We start from the raw sequence: 25,515 nt of genomic DNA, 5'->3' as shown, positions 1-25,515 counted from the left end.
TTTAATTGATGATAAAAATAATTTAGCATTTACAATTTACTCATTAGTTCAAAAAGAATTGAATCTAACATAAACATCCCTTCATGGGTACATCGCAATCTTTGATGACCATCCATCATAAAAATTTCCAGTAATTTTTTTGATATTAATTGTTCCAAAGCTTTTTTAAAATTATCTGAAGGTATATAGCTAGTTTTTAAGTAAAGCTCATTAATAATAAAACCATCAGTTAAACGTAATTTATTCATTAAGAATTCAATGGCCACATCCTTGGGTTGTCGCACATCTTCAAAGCGGCTTGTAATTGGGTTTTGTAAATATTCAAAAAGGGTGCTGTTATAATACCTTTTATTTTTATAAAATGAATGTGCTCCCGAACCTAACCCTATGTATTCATCAAAATTCCAGTATTTGCAATTATGCCGTGATTCAAAGTGTGGTAATGCAAAATTTGAAATTTCATAATGTAAATAACCTGAATCAGTCAGTGTTTTAATAGTTTTCTCAAAAATTTTACGCTGAAAGTTTGAAAATTTGTTTGAATATGGAACTCGAATGCTTAACGGGGTATTTTTTTCAAAGGTTAGAATGTATGCTGAAATATGTTTGGGCTTATATTGAATTAAGGTATTCAGTGACGAAATAAAGCTACTTACGGTTTGTTCGGGTATTCCAACCAAAATATCTATACATGAAATAATATCAGGGATAGTACAAAATTCCTTAATGCTTTCAGCATCTACAAGCTGTGGTTTCCTTCCAATATAGTTGTGTGCTTTTTTATCAAGGGTTTGAACTCCCAATACAAATCTGTTTATTCCAATTTCCTTCAATTCCGTAATATAATGAATTGAGTAGTTATCAGGGTTACACTCAATAGTAATTTCAATTTCAGGAGCTATCGCATAATAATTTTTTATTGTATTTAAAAGTATACTATAATGATGGCTATTAAGTAATGATGGCGTTCCACCTCCAATATATATTGTATCAACGATATAATCGGAAAATTCTGTTGAATAATATGCAATTTCAGAGCAAAGCGATTTGATATAATTATCAATCAACTTACTCCAATGAGTATTATCTGTTTGTACCGGGATTGAATAGAAATCACAATAATCACATTTTTCTTTGTGACAAAACGGGATGTGTATATATATTCCTAAATTCATTTTCTATTAACAGTTAAACATGGATGCGATAGTTTTGGTGAAAATTCACCTTTCAAACATTGGGCAAGTTGTCGTAGTGATTCATCAGTATCTGAAAAAGACATGAGCATCGGGTAGCTAGAAAAATGTTTAAGGTATGGATATGGATTGCCAGTGATGAGTAATACAATATTATTTTCAGAATTGTGTATTGATGCTACTAACCTTTTAAGCTCTTCCAATGAATATGATGAGCTATCGACTAATAAAATTGTTTTAACATGGTTACTGAAGGGCTCATTACAAATAATATTTTCTTTTTTGAAAATATTTATAAGATTGATGTTTTTTGAAAATACTTTTGAACATGTATGTAAATTATCAATGATGTAATTCTCAATAGTACAATTATAAGAATGAAATACAATTGAGCTTCGCGATAGCTCAACGTTAAGAGCATCTGCTTGGTGCAATAGTTTAATATCGTTGGGAAGAGGTTCATAACGTTTTGCTGTTATTATTCCATTGTTAATTTGCATTATGTTATATCGCAGTTTAAGTTCAAGAATCTTTGTTACTTTGGCTTTTAATTGTTCTTTAGTGATATCGCCCTTTTTGATTGCCTGATGTAAAGAGTTTATAATCTCTTGAACATGATTTTCATACGAGCTGATGAGCAAAATATCTGCACCAGCCTTAAAACTATTTATAGCTGCATTACCATGTGATTGTTTACCGGTGATTCCTTTCATTTCAAGATCATCTGTAATTATTAACCCTTCAAATTTCATTGATTTCCGCAGTATATCATTTAAAAAATAGTGTGACATTGTTGCAGGGGTATTTATTCCTAATTGAGGAAAAGCAATATGTGCTGTCATAATACATTCAACCCCTGCGTCTACAGCTCTTGCAAAAGGAAGCAGTTCAACTTTTTCTAGCTCAGGCAATGTCTTATATATAATTGGCAATGTATAGTGTGAATCCTGATGGGTATCGCCATGACCGGGAAAATGTTTGGCAACAGCAATGCATTGTGCTTTTTGCAAACCTTTGATATATGCTTCGCCCAATTCAGCACATAGAGCTGGCTCACATCCAAAAGATCTTACATTTATTACAGGATTATCTGGATTGTTATTTACATCCAAAACAGGAGCAAAATTCATATTTATGCCAGCCAATCGTAATTGAATACCTATTATTTGTGCCATGGTATATGTTTTTGAAGGGTCATTAACTACCCCTAAAGCAAAATTACCGGGAAATTGGGTCACATCGCTTTGAATTCTTTTAACTCTACCCCCTTCCTGATCAATAGATATAAATAAAGGGATTTTAATATATTCTAGAGCTAGGTTCTGAAGATCGCGTGTAAGAGCTGCACAGGAACCATTGTTCAAATTATAACCAAATAATATTACTCCACCTGGCTTATATTGTTTTAAAATAGATATGGTTGTATCATTGATTGTAGTAGATGGCATGGCAATAATGAGCGTTTGCCCTATCAATGAGAGTGTATCTAAGTCCTCTGTAATTTGTCTTGCTTCTGAATAATATTTAGACTGAGTACATCCATACAATGGAATTATTAATAAAATTAATAAAATAACTGAAAATATAACTTTCATACAGTACTATATCCTTTTTAAAATCATCTGTATATATTCATAATACAATACACTATCGCATATATCATTTGCAAATCAACTTTTTTAGCCAACTATATTTAAGAAAACACTTTTTAAATTTATAATTGGATAATTATAAAGTGTGTCCTTTTAAAAAGCTGAAATATAATTGAAATTAATATATATGAAAAATATATATGTCATTATACAATACAAAAATAAAATGTAAATAGAAAAAACATGTTACTTCCGATGAAATAGTATAATGTGATGTGATTAAATATAATTGACATTTTTACTAAAAGAACATTGTTTTAAAGAACACTGTGCTATTTTAATAGTAGGAACTATGGGTAATTACAAAGAACATAATGTTAATGTAAAAAAATATATCGATAGTTATAGTGCTACCAGTGGGACTGTTCCTCAGGTGATTGACAGGCTTTTAACTGACCTTAAGGATATGAACTACCCAAAAGAAGAAATTGAGGAAATAATACTTTCAATGGATGAAGCCCTTACCAATGCAATTCAGGAAACCATCAGAAAAGAACATAATCTAAATATTCCTTATGATCCTGATATGCGTGAAATAACTGTTATGTATATTGTAATGCCCGATGAGTTTGAAGCTGTTATTATTGATCATGGGAAAGGGCTAGACTTACAAGAATCAATCAAGAAAACCCCTGATAAACATTCTCTTGATTACTTTGAACAAATTACACGATATTCCTTTGACAAAGAATTAGGATTGCATGTAAGAGTGAATGGCCAACAAATATCATTAAAAGGAATAGGTGCAGGCTTAAAAATTATGTGTGCATTCATGGATTCAATTACTATCGACTTGATTGATAAGGAAAAAATTGTTTCAGACACAGTAACCCCAGTAACAGATGGTACTATACTGACAATGCGCAGGAAAAGGAGATATTAATGCGCCCGGAAAAAGCATATAAAAACTTAGAGTTCTTAAATTCAAGAGATGCACGCATTATACGTATAATGTGTGAATATATTGAACCAGAAAAAAGGTTCAAGCATTATAACATCAAACATACAGTAGTTTTTTTTGGTTCTGCCAGGTCAAAGCCAGATGATCCCTTAAATGGAAAATACTATCATGATGCAAACAAATTAGCATTTTTACTTGCACAATATGGAAAACAATTAGAATCAGAGCATGATGGTTTTGTAATCTGCACCGGAGGTGGCCCTGGTATCATGGAGGCTGCTAACAAGGGGGCAAAAGAAGCAGGAGCATATTCAATTGGGTTGAATATTTCGCTTCCATTTGAACAAATGCCAAATCCGTATATCTCACCAGAATTAAATTTTGAATTTCACTATTTCTTTATGCGTAAATTGTGGTTTTTATATCATGCCAAAGCTATTATTGTTTTTCCTGGTGGCTTTGGCACATTGGATGAGCTATTTGAGACTTTAACATTAGTACAAACCAATAAACTTCAAAAGCATGACATACCAATACTTCTGTATGATAAATCTTTTTGGGATAAATTTATCAATTTTCAAATGCTATTTGATTATGGTTATATCGATAAAAATGATCTGGATCTCATACATTATTGTAATTCTCCAGAAGAAGGGTTTGAATATCTCAAACCCAGATTGAAACAACTTATTGAAAGAGTTAACCATACTATCGAAAATCAATGACCTAATTAAAATCCATTATACTCTTTACTTAGAGGAATCATATGAATGAGATCAAAGAATTATCTGGTGGATTGGAAAATATTTCTTTATTTAAATATGCTGCTATTGAATGCGGAATTCGGTATCCAAATCGTCTTGATCTGTCATTAATATATTCTAAACAACCATGCTGGGCTGCAGGTGCATTCACAACAAATAAATTATGCGCTGCGCCTGTTATACTGTGCAGAGAAAGAATACACAATAAAATACATGCAATACTTATCAATGCCACAAATGCTAATGCTGCAACTGGGAACAGGGGTTTGGAAAATGCAAAATTGCTTACAAAAGAGCTTGGGCAATTACTTTCAATTGATGAAAATTCAGTTTTAATGGCATCAACTGGAATTATTGGGGTACAGTTGCCAGTTGAAAAAATAAAAAAAAGCCTACCAACTCTTGTTAACAATTTAAGTATTGAGGCAGGTTCTCTTTTGCCAAAAGCAATTATGACAACTGACACTTTCCCCAAACAATATGCTGTTTCTTTCAAAACCTCAACAGGATCTTATTCAATGGCAGGTATAGCAAAAGGTGCCGGTATGATAGCTCCTAATATGGCTACCCTTCTATGTTTTGTACTAACTGATTTCCCTGTGGAGCAAAAACTACTACAAAAATTATTTTATGAAAGTGTAAATATTTCTTTAAATGCGATTACAATTGATGGGGATATGTCAACCAATGATACTGCTATTATACTATCACCTGCAATTCCATCAAATCACAGCAATGATGATATTGAAACTTTTCAAACTGCATTGAATATAATGATGAAAAAGTTAGCATATCTGATTGTAAGTGATGCTGAAGGAGCTACTAAATGTGTTACTATTAAAGTAATACATGCGGCAAACGATGCCGACGCAAAAAAAGCTGCAAAGTCTATTGCGGAATCATTGCTGGTCAAAACTGCAATGTTTGGCAATGATCCAAATTGGGGGCGAATTGCATGTGCAGCAGGATATTCCGGTGCAGAATTATATGAAGATTCATTATCAATATATTTTGATGATATCCCTCTTTTTAAAAATGGCACCCCAGTAGAATATGATAAAGAATTACTCATTAATATTTTAAAAAAGCGAGAATATACTATTACGGTAGATTTGGGGATTGGTAATTCTCAATTTGAATATTTAACATCTGATTTAAGCTATGATTATGTAAAAATAAATGCAGAATACTCAACTTGACGATTTGGTAATATCCTTGACTTTTATGGAATAAAAAATATATAAAGAATATACAATTTGGATAATAATGGAATCATAAAAATGCAATTAATGAAAAAATTATATATTGCATCATTTTTAGTTTTTATATCGATATCACTTGCAGCACAAACTTCTGATAAGCAAAAAATTATTTTGTATTATTTTAATGATGAAAGCCCTACACAAAACTACAGATATTACTCATACATAATTCCTGACTCATTAGCTACAGAATTAAAAAGCAGGATTGAATACGACATTACCGTTTTACCAGTAACATTTAAGTATATAGCTAAAGATGTTGGAAATGAAGAAAAAGCTAATACCATAGCAATTTTAACAAGTAGAGGTAAAGAGGTTGCAGCAAATTTTTCTGTTATTGGCTCATATGTGGTTGATAAAAATACTATCTCCATAAAAACACAGATTTGCAACATATCAACTGGCCAAATAGTTGATGCTGCCGAAACAAAAGAAAAAATAGGGGCTTTAATTTATGAGATAATCGATAAAATTACTGTAAAAATAAATCAGGAATTACAAAAAACTATAGAAATAGAAAAAGAAAAAATTGCAGTTTCTCCATATAAGAATTTCTATTCCTCATTAAGAGATATCATACTATCGTATTCATACAATTTTTTATTTTTTTCTGGTGATTGGGAAAAGCTTTATAATGATACTAAAATGAGTAAAATATATATAGGGATTCCAGCGTCAAAAGTGGTTACATCCAATGCTACGTTGATACATAAACTATACTTTGCCCCAACCTGGCAATTGTTTTCTACCAATAACCACGATATTACCCACACATATACTACATATCTTACAGTATATATGGGTGGAGTATCCGTTTTGTATTATTATTCATTATCACCCTTAATTGATATAGTTTTTTTCCTNCAGCCAGGTATAGCATATACAGACCTGTACATAGCATTAGTAGAAGAAGCGGGACCCTTTGCACCGCATGTAGTAAAAAGTTCATATGATCCTTATTTATCGATAGGATGTAATGCTTTGTTTAACTTTTACTCTTTTGGATTTACAGGTGGAGTACAGTACAACAGGATTTTATATGAAGGAACAGATCTGGAAGCTTTTGGAATCAGTTTTGGTGTTCAATATAAACTATAGAGGTTGTTATGTCATTAAAACCTACTTTATTGCACTCGCATAACGATTATTGGTGTAAACGTCCATTATGGGATGCTATAGACTATGGCTGCAATATGATTGAAGCTGATATAATCTATCTTAATAAAAAGCTAATGCTATCTCACTCATGGCGCCCCTTTACATGGATGTGCTATGGTGAACTGGAAAAAACGTATTTAAAACCGCTGAGCCAATATTGTCAGCAAAACCCGGATAAAGAAATGTGGATGTATGTTGAGTATAAAGATTCAGATGAAAATATTAATGATCTTCTGTATCATTTGTTTAAAAATTATTCAATAGCAAATTTACACTACACCATCTCAGCTCAGAACGAAAAATGGTATCAAAAAGGCCGGTATAAAACTGCAATGAAATTTTATAACATGTATAAAGAAGAATTACAGTTAAAATGGAAAACAACTGAACTTGCTCAGGAATATGAAATAAAAAAGGTGGATCTTTTCCCGGATTCTATATGGCATTTTTAATATAATCAATAATTAAAATTTATGAAAGAAATTATTAAAAAATGGTTTATTTTATCACTGGCAATTTATTTTGCATCTTCAATGGTATCGGGTTTTTCAGCTGATACAGCTACATCTATTATTATTGCTTCAGCTTTATTAGGAATATTGAATGTAGTTATTAAACCAATACTAATTTTAATTACATTACCAATTAATTTGCTTACGTTAGGTTTATTCACGTTTGTTATTAATGCTGTACTGTTATATCTTGTTTCATTTATGGTTAAAGGAATTTTTATTGACTCGTTTTTATCAGCATTACTATCATCTATAATAATTAGTATAATTTCAATGGTCGTAGAATGGCTATTTGAATAATATATAAAAAATAATAATAATCATAATTTAATCATGTTTATAGTATCAATTGGAGCAGGGAAAAATCAAATACCGCTAATAGTATCATGTAAAGATTTAGGATATAAAGTAATCGGTATTGATAAAAATCCTTTGGCGGAAGGTTTCAAATATTGCGATATTAAAATTATAGAGTCAATCTACAATTATCATGAAATATATCTGTTATTAAAGGATGTGCTGGTATTTGATGATGTAGCTGCAGTTGTAAGCAGAACATACGGCGAAGCATTAAAAACAGTAGCCTACCTTTGCCAGCAATTTAAATTACCATATATAGATTTTCATACTATTGATACTATTATCAATAAAGCTGATTTTAGAGCTATCGCCATAAAGAATACTATACCAATGCCGTATGGATTGCTTCTGTATAAAAAAGATCTTAGCAAATACAAAAATGTATCATTCCCCTGTATTGTAAAACCTTTAAAAGGGCATGCTAAACAAAGTGTAAAGCTCATTGATAGTTACCATGAATTGCGTTTGTTCATGATGAATAACCCACAAGATACTGTGCTCACTGAAGAATACATTGATGGCGATGAAATTATTGTGATTGGATTTGTCCACAATGGAATATATTATATAAGTGATATCAGTGATAAGATATTGAATGCAAAACCATATTTTGTTGATAGAATGCATATATTGCCGTCACGCTATTTTACAATGTATAACGATATCAAACTACTTGGCCAAAAAATAGCAAATGTATTTTCATTACAGTCAACTCCACTCTTAATGGAATGCATTATTAAAAATAACTCTATTTATTTGATAGAAGCTGCATGTGAATTTGGTGGTGAATATTTAGCTGATTATGCTATCCCTGCTCGTTTACAGTACAATATATTCAAATCATTTGTACAAGCAATTACAACTGGACATATACATACTCCCGGGCAAACGTCAAAAGCCGCAATTGTTAAATATATTATGGGAACTAATGGAAAGCTTGTGTCATATACAATACCTAACAATAAAAATTGTATTCATGCCGAAATTTTTAAACAAATTGGTGACACAATAACGTACCCAAAAACTAACCACCAACGCGTAGGAGTGATAGTTACCAAAGGAAAAACAGTTGAAAAAGCCATGCAAACAGCCGACACAATACTTGAACAGATGCACATCATTATTGAATGACAATGGATACTACAACAAAGCGTTGGAATACACACTATACTCGTGATGCTTCAGTGCTTCTATATCCTGACGAACAGCTTGTACGGATGCTTTCAAAACATGCAGCCAATAAAGCCAGGGCAATTGATGTGGGATGTGGCACGGGAAGGCATATTAAGCTTCTGTATGAATTTGGATGCAATTACGTAGTTGGCATTGACATCAGCTTTAATGCACTTGTACAGAGCAAAAAAGTTTTACATGCAGATTTTGTGCAGGCTGAAATCCAAAATCTTCCATTTGGCGATAGCTCATTTGATATTGCTGTTGCCTGGGGATCACTGCATTACGCAAAAAAAGACATGCTTCCAGTGATGTTGCATGAAATTAAACGTATTCTTGCACCTCATGGAGTATTGTTTGGCACACTGCGAAGTGAAAATGATACCTATATAGCAAGGGGTAAACACCTTGGAAACAATATTTGGGAAACAGATCTTACTGATATTAAAGGTGCAGTTGTTTCACTATATTCCTTAGAAGAAGTTAAGACATACCTCAACGTATTTAGCGAATATCATATTGGACTAATGGAACGTACACTATTGGATGATCTTACAAAAAAATTATCACACTGGTACTTCTACGCACAAGTATGAAAAAAGAATTTCATTTTGAACCACTGCTCCACAAATGCCCATTATGTAAAAGTCATTCAATTTCTTTTTTATATTCGATAGCTCATTGTAATCCACCATTTACCGTTTATAAGTGCACATCTTGCAAGTTTATTTTTATGAACCCACCACTTTCAAAGGAAAGTATCTCTAAACTGTATCAAGAAGGATACTACACCGGTAAGGCAGATTATACATATTATGATGAAAGAAAGGCTGAACAGTATGCAAAGTTTGTATGGGATGCACGGTTAAAAACTATACGTAAATATGTTGCAGCTGGAAATTTTCTTGATGTAGGATGTTCGTTTGGAGGCTTTTTAAATGCTGCCTCAAAGTATTACACGGTATACGGTATAGAACCATCGCACTATTCCGCAAAATATGCACAACGTCGTTTTGGCAAAGATTATATTCATTGCGGTACACTTTCAGATCACCCATTTGCTCATAATACTTTTTCTGTGATAACGATGATCGAAGTACTTGAGCATATTCAAAATCCTCTGGAGGCATTAATTGAATGCTACCAACTATGTATTACTGGAGGATTACTGGTGATACAAACAGCTAATATGGATGGGTTACAGGCAGTATTGCAAAAAGAACAATATGGATATTTTTTACCGGGACATTTTTCTTACTTTACTAAAAAAAATCTCACTGAAACCTTACAAAAGGTTGGTTTTAAAAGAATAAAAGTATATCAGCCAGTTGATTTTGGATTATTACCAAAATTGTTAAAATCACGAATGAATTTTTCAAAAATGAAAGATTATAAAAGCTGGCTTCGTATAGCAGGATATCATTACCTGAGCAAACTACACGTTAGTAACTTTGCCGCTACCAGTTCAATGGTAGTGTATGCCTTTAAATAAAAAATGATCATCCAAATTGGATGGACAATATAAATAGGAAGAGGGCGAAATTTTTTAATAATATATATCGATATCGATAAATAAAACAAAATCTACTTGACTTTTACATAACTAATATTGTAGCTTAATCATAAATTTAAATAATATTTTTAAAATCTAAATAAAGGAGTGCGCCAATGAAAAAAAGCGTTTTATTGAGTTTTATTTTGCTTCTGTCACTGGCAATATCTATGCCTTCTTTTGCTGCAAAGCTTTCTGATGAAGACCTGGCAAAGAAAAAAGAAGGCTGGTATCCAACTGGATTACCTCTACTTAACTATGACAGCGACAATGGTTTTGGATATGGGGTGCGGGCGTATCTGTATAACAATGGAACAAGGGATGAGGAGTACTTTGCGTATGCTCCCTATAAAATGCAGTTATATGCTCAGTTTTATCAGACAACTAATGGATATCAGTACCATGAAGTAAATCTTGATATGCCCTATATAATGGGAACAAAATTCAGGATCATCACTTCAGTAGCCTATGATAAAAAGATCAATGCCAACTTCTTTGGTATAGGTGCTGACACAGCAAAGGAAAAATTAACATTATTTGACGGAGTTACTTATCATCAATTTGACACCTACAAAGATTATTTAGATTATGCTGATGGTAATGAACAATTCAAGAAATATTACAATTATCAGTACACTAAACCAAGTTACTTCCTTAATATCTATCGTGACCTTACTCAGAATTTAAAGATGCTTGTTGGTTTTGAGGTAAAAAAGGTTACTATTGATACATGGGATGGCAAAAAATTTGATGGCGACGTTCAAGGGCCAACACTATTAGAACAGTGGAAACCAGTTGGATACAAAGGGGGCTGGTCCAACTTTGCGCGTATAGGCGTGTACTACGACACCCGCGATTATGAGCCGGATCCCAAATCTGGATACTTTATTGATTATGCATTTGAAATAGCTGATAATGTGCTTGGCTCGGATTATGATTTTAAACGCAATACTGTACAGTTGCAGTACTATGTACCACTTTTGTCATCTTTAACATTGGCACTGCGTGCTGGTTATACTGACACAAATATGAATGCGCCATTCTTTGAAATGGGATATTTTGGATTTTCACTTAACCGAAGAACAGGAAATGGCAGTAACCGTACCATTCATGGCTACAAAGAACAGCGCTTTGTTGCACCTACCATGACTGTTGCAAATACTGAATTGCGCTGGAAATTTGCCGAAGCAAATCCATGGAAACAAAATTTCCAGTTTAAGCTGACTGCGTTCTATGATGTTGGTAATGTCTATGACAAAGCTGCAGATCCATTTACCGAACCACGATGGGGTGATTATCACCATGGTTATGGCGGTGGTTTGGTTATTGCTTGGAATATGGCTACAATTATACACTTCTACTATGGTATGAGTAAAGAGGATACATCAATATCTGTAAACTTTAACCATACGTTCTAATAAACTGTTTAGGGGCGAAGGATATTCGCCCCTATAATATTTCATTTTCTATTTAATATTCCTCCAATTCTTATCTTTTAAATCCAGTCCCAACTGTCCGCCAGGATTCATTATATTGTTAGGATCAAAATGTCTTTTAAGTGCACGAAGCACTGCCATCTGTTCTTTGCCAATATGTTCTTCCATCCATGGCGCTAACATTCGCCCTACACCATGATGATGGCTCAATGAACCGCCACTTTTTGCAATTGTATCAATAATGCCATCCTGGAATTTAATATACTCATTGATGTCGTCAGTTTTCATAATATAGATAAAATATAGATTTGTACCCTGTGGATAAAAATGTGATGCATGTGTCATGCATACAGTCTGAGGTCTTGCTTTTATGAATTGTCGCACTGCTTTATGCACATCATGAATGTTATCCCATTTTACACTAGTCTCAAGAGTATCAATTACAATGCCATAATCATTTAAGTCTTCACGTATATAAGGATCCTTATACCTCCCCGGCTCCCACATACGTGTTGGTAAACCTGTTATATACAGGCCACCATATTTTTTGCATATTTTCTTTACCTGCTTTTTAATATTCTTTGTAAAATTCTTTTGTCCTTCGGCTGAGCCTATAAACAGGCAGCGCTGCATTGGTTTATAGCCTCGCAGTTGCATCAGTTTATCTAATATTGTACCATCTATTCCATACAATTTTAATCCAATATGTGTTTCTTCTTCGTCTGAGATTCTGAATACTGCTGGCATACCAAATTCACCCTGCGAAATTTCACGAGAAGCGTTTACAGCATCTTCAAATGTTTTAAATATAAATCCAAACCTCTTTCGGTTTTTTGGCATATACCGGTAAATTTTCCATGTCACTTCAACAAGAACTCCAAAGGTGCCTTCACAACCTTTCATAATATCATTTACTTTTGGGCCCGTTGCTGTGGCTGCGTAGTCTTTTGTAGTAAAAGTACCGACAGGAGTTACCCATTTCATGCTGATAACAAGGTCGTAGGCATCGCCGTAATAGCTTGATGCCTGACCCGAACCAAGAGTCACAATCCAACCGCCAATTGAAGAATATTCAAACGATTGCGGAAAATGGCCGCAGGTGTAATTATATTTTGTGCCGTAAAGTTTTTTTGCATTGTTTAATGCTTCTTCAAGTGCAGGCCCTAAAATACCAGCCTGTACAGTAACTGTTTGGTTTGTTTCATTAAGTTGCAATATTTTATTCATATGTGTTGATAAGACAAGTGTAACACCACCCTTAGCTGGACGTAATCCAAAATTTACTGACGAACCACCGCCATACACATATACTGGGATTTTATGTTTATTGCAATATGATACAACTTTTTCCACATCTTCAGTATCTCGAGGGTGCACAACACAATCAGCTACACGTTCTACAATACCTTGTCGTAGTTTCAATGCTTCTTCTAATGTTTTACCAGTGGCAAATTTTAGCCTATCATATTCTTTGGTACTTACGTTTTCATAGCCTACAATTTTTGCCAAAGCCTCAATATGTTTTTTACTTAATTTAACCGGTTTTGAATACTTAACTTCTTCTCGTCCCTCATTTTTCTTACTGGCAAAATAACTATCATCAAGTTTAAATATTTCTTTTAATTCTTGATATAACTTTGGATTAGGATGTTTAAATGTTTGCGGATTACCCCATTTGAAAATTGAACGATATGAATACGGCTCTGGTGCTTTTTCGGACCAGTCAGGTATAAATTTTTTTGCCATAAACATTCTCCTTGTTTTGGTGGTTCAGTGGTTCAACCACTTATTACAAACATATCTATTATATTGTGCAGTTCAAGAAAAAAATTATATAAAAAAGAAAAAACTTCTTGATAAAAATTATGATAATCAACGTATTACAAAAGCTGATTTATTAAACTAAAAATAGTATAATAATAATATTAGTATGCATGATGAGTTTCACATAAATCAAATAATTATCACTGCTATATCTGCAGCTTGTGCTGTCCTATTACCTATTCTATTCCACATGTTAGGACTGGGGTCAATCTTTTTACCAATGTTTATTCCACTGTCGATTGGAGCATATTTTCTTACACCGGGTTATGCTGTTTTAGCAGGAGCTATCGCACCCATAACATCAACTATTGTAACAGGCATGCCTCCTCTCTATCCCCCAATTACGTTTATTATGGTTGTTGAATTGTCAATTTTTTGTTGTGTTATATCAGCGTTAAAGCACAAATTCAATTTAAACAATTATTTAGTTATAATAACTGCTATTATTATAGATAGAATTGTTCTCTATATATTATATGCATTTCTGCTACCTTACTTTAAAATATCAGTGGCAGTGTTCAGTATATACGACCTTTTTAAAAGTTTTCCGGGTATCATATTACTAATTATAATAACACCACCAGCTGTTATTAGTATTACTTCATTATTACAAAAAATAGGCGATAGTTATGGTAAATAGCAATTATGATGATAAAATACTATACTTCAATAATTTAAGTAAAAATTGGGACGAAGTTGTTGGTAATGATGCAGTTAGATTACAAAAAATTAAAAAAATTTTTGAAATGATGCACATTAAAAATGGCGATTGCGTACTGGATGTTGGTTGCGGTACAGGGGTGCTTTTCCCGATTATTCAAGAATACATTGGGCCTAACGGTTCTTTGATTGCTGTTGATGCATCTGACAAGATGATTGAAGTAGCTAAAGAACGGCATAAGCGTTTTTTTAATATTCAATATATCGTTTCACCCCTTGAAGATATTTCTTTACCCCATAACAGTATTGATGTTATACTGTGTTTTGCTGTTTTCCCTCATATTGAGGATAAATTACAGGCATTAAAAAAATGTCATGAATGTTTAAAGCAGAATGGCCTGCTGTATATCTTTCACCTATCAGATACAAAAACGCTCAATGATTTCCATCATAATCTCAATGCACCGGTAAGCAGAGATTATATGCCATACCGTGAAGAAATACAAAACATGCTCCACCAAACAGGATTTATAATGAAACAGTATATAGACCAACCTGAGTTGAACTTCATACATGCGGAAGTATCATAATGCCTTTATTTGAATGGGTTAAAATTATTATAACTATTAGTGTGCTTATATTTATCACTGTATTCACCGAAATGTCTTTATTATGGTTTGTGTCGTGTATTATATTTGCTTTTATTTATTATAGTAATATTCCAGCATATATGCGTTATACATTAATAATTATTATTCCTCTGGTAATAACTATTATAATAATGCAAATAGTAAGTGGATTAATTTTTTCACAATATAATGTTTTTTTGATAATACAAACTACATTTAAAATAGTATGTGCCACAATAATCATTATAGGCTCTCGCTTTTTTATTGGCAGCAATGGATTCAAAGCATTTATTAATGTTTTTCCTGATACAATAAAACTTTTTTTCCTGGTGTTTACACGTATTCTGTATAAATTATTACGATTGAATACAATGATAGTATATCAGATTCAGTCACGCATCAACATGAAAAGCAATGAGAAATATTATATACCAAAATATTATTCTGTAGCATTTGTTTCAAATCAGTTTTATTCACTTGCACATTACAGAAATGGAATTATTTCACGTACTGCTGATACAATACCAGAAATAATTATTTACCATAACTATTCAATGAAAGAATATATTGTTACTGTACTAATAATAATACTTCTCATTATAAATATTATTTTTTGATGGTATAATTACAGTCATGAAAATAATTAGCGTAGAAAACGTGTCATATAGATATCCAAATGGAACTGAAGCTTTAAAGGATATATCCTTTTCGCTAATGTATAATCAAAAAGTAGCTGTTATTGGGCACAATGGATCGGGCAAGTCAACCTTACTTTTATTATTATCAGCATTGCAATTGCCAACAAGTGGTAAAATTACTATTTTTGATATTCCACTAACTAATAGCAATAAATCAACAATAAGAAAAAACGTTGGCATGCTGTTTTCACAGGTTGAATATCAGTTCATAATGCCTGACCTTTTAAATGATGTAATGCTCAGCATCAAGGAAGGCTCAAAGGAAGATAAAAAGTTACAGGCACAAATGTGGCTTGAAAAAGTTCAGCTTGGAGATAGCATCTTTCATAATCCATTAGCCCTTTCAAGTGGACAGATGAAACGGGCAGCATTGGCTGCCGTACTTGCAAAAAAACCAAAAATACTTTTACTTGATGAACCATTAGCCAATTTAGATAAACCGTCAGCAGATGCTGTTTTAAATATATTAAAAGGAATTTCAGTACCTGTGATATTTTCCACACATTCAGCATATGCTGTTCAACAATTAGCCAATAGGATCATTGTACTTGAAAAAGGTAGAATTGTGTGCAACGATATTTTCAATAAAAGGATTTTAGCAAAATATAAAAATACAATATTATTATAAGTATTGTTATTATCAGTACGGCATAGTCTTACCCAGTGAGTAAATAAATATATTTGTGAAAAATTATAATTCATTAATTATAATATTGATTATCCCTTCAGCTACTTCCTTTTTAGTCATCTTATGAAGATCAAATACACTGCCATTTGCAAGCATCACGGTAACTTCATTATAATCACTTCCAAACCCAGTATCATTACGACTTACATCATTGATGCAAATCATCGACAGCTCTTTTTCAATAAGCTTTGCTTTGCCATAGGCTATCACATCAGTAGTTTCAGCAGCAAAACCAATCAGAACAACATCTTTGAATTCACTTTTATCTTTCTTTAGTTTTGCTATTGTTTTTAAAATATCAGGATTTCGTTGTAATTCAATAGTAAGATTTTCATTTGTTTTTTTAATTTTAACAGGAGATTTTGTTACCGGTTTATAATCAGCAGGTGCAGCAGCCATTATTAAAATGCAACCTGGCGACAGCTCATTCTGTACAGCCTCAAGCATATCAACAGTGCTTTCCACACCTATACACCGGTAAGTTTTTGCAGCAATCAATGATGCATCAATAGGCCCATGGATGAAGATAAGTTCCTTGCATTTTTTATATGCAGCATCAGCTATTGCTATGCCCATCTTGCCACTGGAAGCATTGGATATATACCGTACCGGGTCGATCCATTCTCGAGTGGGACCGCCGGTAACTATCACCTTTTTATCGTTTAATTGCATAAATAGCTGCCTCATAGATGGATTCTATAGATGCAAGCCTGCCCTTGCCTTCATCACCGCACGCAACAAGGCCAGTTTCAGGCTCAACAAATATACAGCCCCATTCCTTCAATTTTTTTATGTTTTCCTGTACCGCCTTATGTTTCCACATATTTGGATTCATGGCAGGAGCTATCACAACCGGACAATCAACTGCTAAAAAAGTAGTACTTAAAAGATCATCAGCAATGCCATTTGCAAATTTCCCTATAATGTTAGCTGTTGCAGGTGCAACCAGCAATAATGCAGCATTTTCCTTTAACTCAATATGTCCCATCTGGCGCCATTGTAGTGCAAAACTAGTTGTATACACTGGGTTCCCAGTGAGCGTCTGCAATGTAAGCGGAGCAACCAGGTGCGTGGCATTTTCCGTGAGTACGCAGAACACATCATACCCATCTTTTGTGAGCATTCGTGCCAGATCACATGCCTTATATGCAGCAATAGATGATGATATTCCTAAAATTATTTTTTGTTTCATGATCGCTTGAAAAACCTCTCTAATTCAGTTTTTGATAGTACATATACAAATGGCCTTCCATGTGGGCAGCGATAATCATTTGTTGAAAATGTATAATCAGCAATTGCAATTATATCATCGTGATTAATTGTATCGTGTGCTCGTTTTGCAGAATGGCAAGCAATTTTTTCAATTATTTTAATTTTAATATCGTGTATTGAATTTTTGTTTTCATGGATACTATCGATAATATCCCTTACCAATCCTTCAATATCATTAGTAGAGCAAAAATCAGGGACAGCATTGACAATAATAGAATGATCATCAAATTGGTCTATAATAATTCCATACTGTGCAAGGATATCATGATAATTACTAACATCAATGAGTAAATCAGGCGAAAGCTCCATGACAACAGGCATAAGCAACTGTTGGCTTCCCACGGTAGAATCTATACGCATAAGATAATCAAATATTTTTTTTTCATGAGCAGCGTGAAAATCTATTATGTAAAGGTTATCTTGTTTTTGAATCAAAATGTAGGTACCAAATACAGTACCCAGTACTTCATAATCTCTATGCTTAAGATCTGTATATAAGCGTTGCACCTCTTTTATTACAGTATTCTTGTTTACAGCAGTCTGGTTTAAATACACTAAAGGTGGTGCTTCAAAAATATTAGAGGAATTATCAGTAATTTGCGTTGTAGTATGGGTTTCTTGGTGTAGGATATTTTCATTATCCTTATCTTTGATTGGAAATGTGAACACAGTTTGGCTAATCACCTTATTTACAAAATTGTAAATCATCGCATGGATGTAATTGCTATCAAAAAACCTGATCTCTTTTTTTGCAGGATGTACATTCACATCAATTAATTCGGGATTTATTGTGCAAAAAATAAAAGCAGCTGGATATTGACCTTTGTGTAAAATAGATTGATATACCTGCTGTAATATAAAACTAAAATATTGAAACTGAACAGGCCTGCGATTAACAAACAAAAACTGCATTGACCTGTTGGAACGGTAATAGTGAGGATTAGAGCAATAGCCCTCCATTGTACACTGCAAATCTGTAAGTGAACCATATATCATATTGCTTGCCACTTCACTGCCATAAATCTGCCCAATGCGTTGCAAAGTATCAGCTGGTTCAAATAAAAATGTAGTTTTGTTATCGATAGTTACTTTGAATTGTATATGCGGATTTGCCAACGCTATTGAAAATATAATATCCTTAATGCGATTGAGTTCGGCCTTTAATCCTTTGATGAATTTTTTCCGTGCAGGTGTGTTATAAAAAAGATTTTCTATAATAACTGTAGTTCCATGTGGACCTGCCCAATCATACATTTCTTTTTTACCGTCAGAAACAACAAGCTTGCCACCGATATCTTCATCCTGTGTATGTGACAAAATTGTGCATTTTGATACTTCTGCAATACTTGACAGCGCTTCGCCTCTAAACCCCATGGTTATAATTGAAAAAATGTCTTCAATATTTCTGATTTTACTGGTAGCATGTTCTTCAACCGCTAATGGCAGGTCTTCCCTGTATATGCCAATACCGTTATCTTTAACAACAATTCGCTTTAGCCCACTTTCCTCAATTTCAATTTCAATTTGGCTGGCTTGGGCATCTATGGCATTTTCCACAAGTTCTTTAATTACGGAATAAGGGCCATCAATAACTTCGCCCGCAGCTATTTTTCTTTTTACAGCATCGGGTAATATCTGTATTCTTTGTTTTATGTTGGGCGATAGCTCCATGAACCACAAGCCTACAACGCTTTTATGGCTTCAATAAATTTTGGTAATGTTTCGCCAACCTTGCCCTGTATAAAAATATCAGTTATAGTAGGTGTGATAACAGTTTTTTCCAGATTGAATTCAATAATATATGCACCATTACCCTTTGCAATATGTGGAATACTGCTTGCAGGATACACAACTGCGGATGTACCAATTACAAGAACCACCCTTGCATCGCTGGCTAAATTTTGTGATTCCATTAATGCATTGTAAGGTATCATTTCGCCAAAAAATACTACGCTAGGCTTTAATATCTCGCCACACTTTTTACATTGCGGTGGTTCATTTTCTATAACAAACTCTTCTGCCGGATATTCTGCTCCACAATATATACACTGTAATCGCTCTGAATTTCCGTGGAATTCGATCACATTTCTGCTGCCAGCTCTCTGATGTAAATTATCAATATTCTGTGTAATAACAGCTTTCAGCAAACCCATTTCTTCTAGCTGTGCAAGAGCAATATGAGCGGGATTTGGCATAGCATTTTTAGTCATGTCCATAAGTTCAAATATCATATTCCATATTTTCTTCGGATTTCTTCTAAAGCCATCAATATGTGCATATTCTTCGGGATTGTATCGTGTCCACAGGCCTCCCGCACTACGGAAATCAGGAATACCACTTTCAACAGAAATACCAGCGCCAGTTAACGCTATGGTAGAAATGGATTCCTTTACAATTTTTGCGGCTGTTTTAATTAAATCATCCATAGCATACCTTTATGTAATTTTAAAATGATAGTAATTATACTACATTGTTTTTAAGAAAAACTATATCTATTTAATATTGGCAAGTAATTTTTTATAAAGATTAATTGGTCAGCGTAAAACATAAAAAAAATATATACTACTTGTTAAAGCGTTTTTGATGTATAAAATATTTGACAAATAATAAGTTATTAAATTAAAATGTATAGAACAATGAAAAGTGTTAAAATGTATTTTGTTTATATATACAATGATACAATTTAGAAAAAATCAATACTTGATAGTTAAAAACAAATTATTCTTTATTTTGATGATTTCTTTTATATGTCTTTTTACCAGTATTCCATCTTATTCTATTGAACTATTTGATACATATAACCAGATTAAAACAACATTTGAAGGGTTGTCACGTTTCTTAGATACTATCTATTCTTTTATATCAGCAATCTCAAACTTTTTAGGGTTCAGGGCAATTGCATTATTTTTTGCTATTGCCTTCACTTCTGCAGGTTTATCAGCAATTGGCTTTCCAAAAGGCAAAATATCATTTTTTTTATCAATGGTAATTATTAATATTTTATGGTTTACATGGAATACAAGTTTTGAAATAGATTGGATATATACAATTGCTACAATGTTAAAAACAAATGGAATATTATTATTTCCATATATTGCATTTCTTGTAATAAAACATTATAAGGATACTATAATAAAATCCGCATCGAAAATCTTTCATTTTATATTCCCTTTCCTAAAAAAAGAGGGTATTCAAAAACATTCGTTTATTGAATTAATTAAATCGATTAATGTACTATATACTGGTGTAGTGAATTCATTGATAAATGATTACTTCAAAAGTGATACTACAATAAAACTTTCAGATGATTCTATAAAAACTATTGAACAATTAGAAAAATTACTACAAAAGCTAAAAGAATCAAGGGGAAAAGGATGAATTTTACACACAATAGTTATGCTGATGTAATCATACTCACAATCACGGGTATTGGTGAATATGGAGATGATGTTAAATTAATAAAATATATTGAAAAATTACTACCTGAAAAAATATCAACAGTGGCAATTAATTTTTCTCAGGTTGATACTATTAATTCTGCCGCTGTTGCAGCAATAATTAATCTTTTAAAATTTGGAGATAATCATAATTTTGATGTTGTTTTTTTTGGTGCAAATGATAAAATTTACATGATCCTTGAACGGGCATTGCCTAAATATGCAATTAATATTTTTACTGAAGATGAATTATATAAACGATACAATATAAATATTTAAAGAGGTGAGCCATGATATTTACTAAAAAAGAAGAAAAAAACAGATGTATATTTACTATTAATGAGCAGTTAAATCCAAGGACATTAAAAGAGTTGGTTGAAGAAATGCATAATTTTTTACAAAATGATAGCCGTGATGCTATAATTGATATGACGAATGTAGAAGTTGTTGACTCTACAATTCTTGCTGGATTTATGACATTGTACAACAATTTTAACAACAACCGTAGAAAATTTAGAATCATTAATGCAAATAATTATGTAAAGCGTGTTATTGAATTGGCATCACTTGAAACATTTCTTCTGGAGGAGTAGATGAAATTATTGCCAAACGGTTTTAACAGAAGAAAAGGACTTGTACTAATTATTATGGATGGTATTGGAATAGGTCCAAACGATGAAGGTAATGCTTTTTTTTTGGCTCGCACTCCTGTATTAGACAGATTGATGCAAACCTGTCCTTACACCACCCTTAAAGCACATGGCACTGCTGTAGGCCTTCCCTCAGACGCTGATATGGGCAATTCAGAAGTTGGCCACAATGCACTTGGCGCTGGAAGAATATTTGACCAAGGTGCCAAACTTGTAGATAAAGCAATAGAATCAAAACAAATATTTTCAACTGAAATCTGGAAAAAATTACTGGCAAAGCCACTTAACGTGGGCACAACATTGCACTTTATTGGCCTTCTGTCTGATGGTAATGTGCATTCACATATCAATCACCTCTTTAAAATTATAGAACAAGCAGCCAAAGAAGGAGTAAAAAAAATTCGTGTTCATATATTGTTAGATGGAAGAGATGTTCCAGAAACATCTGCATTGCAATACGTTGAAAGCCTTGAACAATTTCTTCATGCTTTTAACCAACAAGGTTTTGATTTCTGCATAGCTTCAGGTGGCGGAAGAATGGTAACTACAATGGACCGCTATGAAGCTGACTGGAATATTGTAAAACGTGGATGGGATGCGCATGTTTTAGGAAAAGGTAGAGCATTTACTCAAGCTACAGAAGCAATTGAAACATACCGACAAGAACAGCCTGGCATAACTGACCAATATTTACCTCCATTTGTTATTGCTAAAGATGGGAAGCCTGTAGGCCCCATTCTTGATGGTGATTCGGTCATTCTTTTTAATTTTCGTGGCGACAGAGCAATTGAGATCTCACGTGCGTTTGAAGAAAAAGATTTCAATAAATTTGACAGAGAACGATTCCCTGATGTAGTTTTTGCTGGTATGATGGAATACGATGGCGATCTTCATATTCCAAAAAATTATCTAGTATTACCCCCTTCCATTGATAAAACCATAAGTGAATATTTAGTACATAATGGATGTCGCCAATTTGCAATTTCCGAAACACAAAAATTTGGCCATGTCACCTATTTCTGGAATGGCAATCGCAGCGGAATGTTTGATCCTAGTCTTGAAACATATCAGGAAATTCCCTCTGATAAGGTGCAATTTAATGAACGCCCCTGGATGAAAGCAGCTGAAATCACAGATGCTGTAATAGAGGCAATTTACAGTCAAAAATATGATTTTATCAGATTAAACTACGCAAATGGCGATATGGTTGGACATACTGGTATACTGGAAGCTGCTATAATCGCAGCTGAAACGGTGGACCTTTGTATAGGCCGTTTGCTACAAGCAATTGATAATACAGGAGCTATCGCCATAATTACTGCTGATCATGGCAACCTTGACGAGATGTTTGAAAAAGATGCCAAGTCAGGAACAATTAAAATTGATAAGAAGACGGGCAAACCTCAGCCAAAAACTTCACATACATTAAATCCGGTGCCTTTCATAATCTATGATCCTCACTTTAATGGTGAATATCAGCTAACCACACATAAAGAGCAGGGCCTTGCAAATGTTGCCGCAACACTTTGTACTTTATTAGGATTTCATCATCCTGAAGGCTATTGCCCATCATTAGTAACACTTGTAAAATAACATGAATATTGTATTTTGTACAAGTGAGGCATACCCCTTTGCCAAAACAGGAGGCCTTGCCGATTATTCATACTCTTTACCAAAGGCTCTTGCAAAACGTGGCCACAATGTATATCTTTTTTTACCCCGCTATTACTGTGTGGATAAAAATAAATTCCAATGTAAACTAACCGGGATGCCTTTACCAGTGCCAATCGGGAATGGCATACGATGGGCAGGCATATACTATACCAACTATCTTGAAGGTATTCATACTTATTTTATTGAACACGATGATTATTATGGACGTGATGGTTTGTATGATTATAATGGAACACCGTATAATGATAATGCGGAAAGGTTTATTTATTTTTGTCGCGCATGCATTGAAGCTTTAAAACAGTTGGCGATAGCTCCTGAAATAATTCATTGTAATGATTGGCAAACTGCATGCATCCCGCTATTCTTAAAAACACATTATGCACATGATAATGTGTTGAAAAATGCAAAATCAATACTTACTGTTCATAACGTTGGTTATCAGGGTGTATTTGGTAAAGATGTTTTGTGGCTGATGCAGCTTACAGAAGAATTCTTTACACCTGAAAATGTTGAATTTTTTGGTAATGTTAATTTATTGAAAGCTGGTGTAGTGAATGCAGATTGCCTGGTTACTGTAAGTAAAAAATATGCTCAAGAGATACAAGAACCTGAATATGGCTGGGACCTTGCTCCAATTTTTAAAAAACATGCAAATAAACTTTTTGGTATCCTAAACGGCGTCGATTATGAACACTGGAATCCTGAAAAAGATAAATATATACCATACCAGTATTCAATTAATAATCATAATAGTGGTAAAAAGAAATGTAAAAAAGAATTGCAGAAATTTATGAAGTTAAAAGTAAACGAGGTGCCAGTTTTGGGTTGTATATCACGTTTGACATATCAGAAGGGTATTGATATTCTCATTGATACATTAGATTGGCTTTTTTTTGATGAACAGGAAGTGCAATTTGTAATTCTTGGAAGTGGCGAACAATGGATTATTGATAGATTTGAGTGGTTACATGCCATGTATCCTGAAAGGGTTGGTATATGGTGGGGATACAATGAACAACTGGCACATTTGATAGAAGCAGGCAGTGATTTTTATATAATGCCATCTCGCTATGAACCTTCAGGGCTCAATCAGATGTACAGCCTGGCATATGGAACAATACCTATAGTGCGTGCAACAGGTGGACTTGATGATTCCATTAAACACTTTGATGTTCAATCAAAAACAGGAAATGGTTTTAAATATCAGCACAACGATATTGGTGAATTATATACAATTATACGATATGCATTAAGAATATACAAAAACCAATCAATGATGAAGATATTAATTCACAATGCAATGTCATTTAAAAGAAGTTGGGATGATACGGCCAGAGAGTATGAAGAATTATACAATAACATTACAAAATGTGATGATTAGAATAATAAAAAGCCTTATATTTAATTGTATTATATTTACTATACTGTCTTTGATAGCAGTACACGCACAGATTAAATCAAGAAAAGCACACGATGGCACAGTTGAATATTATAATACAAGCCCCTCTAGTAAAACAAATTCCATATTAAGTGATCTTTCAAAAAATCCGTATGATTCAATAATTATTAATGTTTGTAAAATTGAAAATATTGACCCACAACTCATACGCTGTATTATAAAAGTTGAATCCAACTTCAACAAAGATGCGGTTTCAGTTGCTGGTGCAATGGGCCTGATGCAACTTATGCAGGAAACTGCACAGGCGTATGGGGTACAGGATCCTTTTGATCCGGAACAAAATATAAAAGCTGGTGTAAAACATTTTAAATCATTACTGTCATTCTTTAAAAATGATGTAATTTTGGCTTTGGCTGCATATCATGCAGGGTTGGGAGTGGTTAAAAAAAACATGGCAGTACCAAATATAAAGTCAACTATTACGTACGTGAATGATGTAATGAAATTGTACCAGCCAGGTGAAACACACAATTATTCAGCTAAAGTTGAAAAATTATATATGAATATTTTACCCGATGGGACAATAAATATAACCAATATTAAATAATACAATCAACAAAT

Annotated in this window: 26 protein-coding genes; 19 read left to right on the top strand and 7 right to left on the bottom strand. The window is 33.2% G+C overall.

Going from position 1 to position 25,515, the window contains the following annotated elements; all coding sequences use genetic code 11:
- Positions 1 to 29: 29 nt before the first annotated feature.
- Together hemW and nagZ are read right to left on the bottom strand one after the other, a co-directional pair.
- Positions 30 to 1,175 carry a radical SAM family heme chaperone HemW gene (hemW, locus tag N3F66_00960; GenBank protein ID MCX8122717.1) on the bottom strand — a complete coding sequence of 382 codons (1,146 nt, stop codon included), beginning with the start codon at positions 1,173 to 1,175 and terminating at the stop codon, positions 30 to 32.
- On the bottom strand, positions 1,172 to 2,788 hold the full coding sequence (gene nagZ / locus N3F66_00955; GenBank protein ID MCX8122716.1) for a beta-N-acetylhexosaminidase: 1,617 nt from the start codon (positions 2,786 to 2,788) through the stop codon (positions 1,172 to 1,174). Before nagZ ends, hemW begins: the two co-directional genes overlap by 4 nt.
- A gap of 349 nt (positions 2,789 to 3,137) precedes the next feature.
- On the opposite strand from nagZ, the gene N3F66_00950 reads away from it, so the two are divergent.
- From N3F66_00950 to N3F66_00910, 9 genes are all read left to right on the top strand, one after another.
- The gene (locus tag N3F66_00950) at positions 3,138 to 3,728 is read left to right on the top strand and encodes an ATP-binding protein (GenBank protein MCX8122715.1); all 591 of its coding nucleotides are present in this window, start codon (positions 3,138 to 3,140) and stop codon (positions 3,726 to 3,728) included.
- Positions 3,728 to 4,471, top strand: a complete 744-nt coding sequence (locus N3F66_00945; protein ID MCX8122714.1) for a TIGR00730 family Rossman fold protein — start codon at positions 3,728 to 3,730, stop codon at positions 4,469 to 4,471. The genes N3F66_00950 and N3F66_00945 overlap by 1 nt, the downstream gene beginning before the upstream one ends.
- 41 nt (positions 4,472 to 4,512) lie before the next feature.
- Entirely contained in the window at positions 4,513 to 5,709 is a 1,197-nt protein-coding gene (argJ, locus tag N3F66_00940) for a bifunctional glutamate N-acetyltransferase/amino-acid acetyltransferase ArgJ (GenBank protein ID MCX8122713.1), read from the top strand.
- Between the two features lie 1,169 nt (positions 5,710 to 6,878).
- Positions 6,879 to 7,382 carry a hypothetical protein gene (locus tag N3F66_00935; protein MCX8122712.1) on the top strand — a complete coding sequence of 168 codons (504 nt, stop codon included), beginning with the start codon at positions 6,879 to 6,881 and terminating at the stop codon, positions 7,380 to 7,382.
- Positions 7,383 to 7,403: 21 nt separating this feature from the next.
- Positions 7,404 to 7,742: a phage holin family protein gene (locus tag N3F66_00930; protein ID MCX8122711.1), complete on the top strand. Its 339-nt coding sequence runs from the start codon at positions 7,404 to 7,406 to the stop codon at positions 7,740 to 7,742.
- A gap of 33 nt (positions 7,743 to 7,775) precedes the next feature.
- Positions 7,776 to 8,933 carry an ATP-grasp domain-containing protein gene (locus N3F66_00925; protein ID MCX8122710.1) on the top strand — a complete coding sequence of 386 codons (1,158 nt, stop codon included), beginning with the start codon at positions 7,776 to 7,778 and terminating at the stop codon, positions 8,931 to 8,933.
- A gap of 2 nt (positions 8,934 to 8,935) precedes the next feature.
- Positions 8,936 to 9,571 carry a class I SAM-dependent methyltransferase gene (locus N3F66_00920; GenBank protein ID MCX8122709.1) on the top strand — a complete coding sequence of 212 codons (636 nt, stop codon included), beginning with the start codon at positions 8,936 to 8,938 and terminating at the stop codon, positions 9,569 to 9,571.
- A 137-nt stretch (positions 9,572 to 9,708) separates the two neighbouring features.
- The gene (locus N3F66_00915) at positions 9,709 to 10,467 is read left to right on the top strand and encodes a class I SAM-dependent methyltransferase (protein ID MCX8122708.1); all 759 of its coding nucleotides are present in this window, start codon (positions 9,709 to 9,711) and stop codon (positions 10,465 to 10,467) included.
- Between the two features lie 176 nt (positions 10,468 to 10,643).
- Positions 10,644 to 11,945, top strand: a complete 1,302-nt coding sequence (locus N3F66_00910; protein ID MCX8122707.1) for an outer membrane protein assembly factor — start codon at positions 10,644 to 10,646, stop codon at positions 11,943 to 11,945.
- A 48-nt stretch (positions 11,946 to 11,993) separates the two neighbouring features.
- On the opposite strand, the gene N3F66_00905 is transcribed toward N3F66_00910, so the two are convergent.
- A complete protein-coding gene (locus N3F66_00905; GenBank protein ID MCX8122706.1) occupies positions 11,994 to 13,709 on the bottom strand; it encodes an FAD-binding oxidoreductase in 1,716 nt (571 codons plus the stop codon).
- A gap of 298 nt (positions 13,710 to 14,007) precedes the next feature.
- Between N3F66_00905 and N3F66_00900 the strand changes: the two genes are divergently transcribed.
- From N3F66_00900 to N3F66_00885, 4 genes are read left to right on the top strand one after another with little or no spacing between them, the layout of a single operon-like run.
- Positions 14,008 to 14,427: a hypothetical protein gene (locus N3F66_00900; GenBank protein MCX8122705.1), complete on the top strand. Its 420-nt coding sequence runs from the start codon at positions 14,008 to 14,010 to the stop codon at positions 14,425 to 14,427.
- Positions 14,417 to 15,037, top strand: coding sequence for a methyltransferase domain-containing protein (locus N3F66_00895; protein MCX8122704.1), 621 nt, complete (start codon positions 14,417 to 14,419; stop codon positions 15,035 to 15,037). The genes N3F66_00900 and N3F66_00895 overlap by 11 nt, the downstream gene beginning before the upstream one ends.
- Positions 15,037 to 15,693 carry a hypothetical protein gene (locus tag N3F66_00890; protein MCX8122703.1) on the top strand — a complete coding sequence of 219 codons (657 nt, stop codon included), beginning with the start codon at positions 15,037 to 15,039 and terminating at the stop codon, positions 15,691 to 15,693. The genes N3F66_00895 and N3F66_00890 overlap by 1 nt, the downstream gene beginning before the upstream one ends.
- A gap of 16 nt (positions 15,694 to 15,709) precedes the next feature.
- Positions 15,710 to 16,402: an energy-coupling factor ABC transporter ATP-binding protein gene (locus N3F66_00885; GenBank protein ID MCX8122702.1), complete on the top strand. Its 693-nt coding sequence runs from the start codon at positions 15,710 to 15,712 to the stop codon at positions 16,400 to 16,402.
- A gap of 63 nt (positions 16,403 to 16,465) precedes the next feature.
- On the opposite strand, the gene N3F66_00880 is transcribed toward N3F66_00885, so the two are convergent.
- From N3F66_00880 to N3F66_00865, 4 genes are read right to left on the bottom strand one after another with little or no spacing between them, the layout of a single operon-like run.
- Complete coding sequence (locus N3F66_00880) at positions 16,466 to 17,134, bottom strand: phosphopantothenoylcysteine decarboxylase (protein ID MCX8122701.1); 669 nt, start codon at positions 17,132 to 17,134, stop codon at positions 16,466 to 16,468.
- The gene (locus N3F66_00875) at positions 17,118 to 17,654 is read right to left on the bottom strand and encodes a phosphopantothenoylcysteine decarboxylase (GenBank protein MCX8122700.1); all 537 of its coding nucleotides are present in this window, start codon (positions 17,652 to 17,654) and stop codon (positions 17,118 to 17,120) included. The genes N3F66_00880 and N3F66_00875 overlap by 17 nt, the downstream gene beginning before the upstream one ends.
- Positions 17,651 to 19,405: a DNA mismatch repair endonuclease MutL gene (mutL, locus tag N3F66_00870; GenBank protein ID MCX8122699.1), complete on the bottom strand. Its 1,755-nt coding sequence runs from the start codon at positions 19,403 to 19,405 to the stop codon at positions 17,651 to 17,653. The genes N3F66_00875 and mutL overlap by 4 nt, the downstream gene beginning before the upstream one ends.
- Positions 19,406 to 19,416: 11 nt before the next feature.
- On the bottom strand, positions 19,417 to 20,160 hold the full coding sequence (locus N3F66_00865) for an NAD-dependent deacylase (protein MCX8122698.1): 744 nt from the start codon (positions 20,158 to 20,160) through the stop codon (positions 19,417 to 19,419).
- A gap of 274 nt (positions 20,161 to 20,434) precedes the next feature.
- Between N3F66_00865 and N3F66_00860 the strand changes: the two genes are divergently transcribed.
- From N3F66_00860 to N3F66_00835, 6 genes are read left to right on the top strand one after another with little or no spacing between them, the layout of a single operon-like run.
- Positions 20,435 to 21,112, top strand: a complete 678-nt coding sequence (locus tag N3F66_00860) for a hypothetical protein (protein ID MCX8122697.1) — start codon at positions 20,435 to 20,437, stop codon at positions 21,110 to 21,112.
- Positions 21,109 to 21,450 carry an STAS domain-containing protein gene (locus N3F66_00855; GenBank protein MCX8122696.1) on the top strand — a complete coding sequence of 114 codons (342 nt, stop codon included), beginning with the start codon at positions 21,109 to 21,111 and terminating at the stop codon, positions 21,448 to 21,450. Before N3F66_00860 ends, N3F66_00855 begins: the two co-directional genes overlap by 4 nt.
- A gap of 11 nt (positions 21,451 to 21,461) precedes the next feature.
- A complete protein-coding gene (locus N3F66_00850) occupies positions 21,462 to 21,764 on the top strand; it encodes an STAS domain-containing protein (GenBank protein MCX8122695.1) in 303 nt (100 codons plus the stop codon).
- A complete protein-coding gene (gpmI, locus tag N3F66_00845; GenBank protein ID MCX8122694.1) occupies positions 21,765 to 23,414 on the top strand; it encodes a 2,3-bisphosphoglycerate-independent phosphoglycerate mutase in 1,650 nt (549 codons plus the stop codon).
- 1 nt (position 23,415) lies between these two features.
- Positions 23,416 to 24,876 carry a glycogen synthase gene (locus N3F66_00840; GenBank protein ID MCX8122693.1) on the top strand — a complete coding sequence of 487 codons (1,461 nt, stop codon included), beginning with the start codon at positions 23,416 to 23,418 and terminating at the stop codon, positions 24,874 to 24,876.
- The gene (locus N3F66_00835) at positions 24,836 to 25,501 is read left to right on the top strand and encodes a lytic transglycosylase domain-containing protein (GenBank protein ID MCX8122692.1); all 666 of its coding nucleotides are present in this window, start codon (positions 24,836 to 24,838) and stop codon (positions 25,499 to 25,501) included. Before N3F66_00840 ends, N3F66_00835 begins: the two co-directional genes overlap by 41 nt.
- Positions 25,502 to 25,515: the final 14 nt, after the last annotated feature.

The organism is Spirochaetota bacterium (genome assembly GCA_026414805.1).
GTDB lineage: Bacteria > Spirochaetota > UBA4802 > UBA4802 > UB4802 > UBA4802.
The sequence above is the reverse complement of the archived record's forward strand: the minus strand, read 5'-3'. Positions and strand labels throughout refer to the sequence as shown.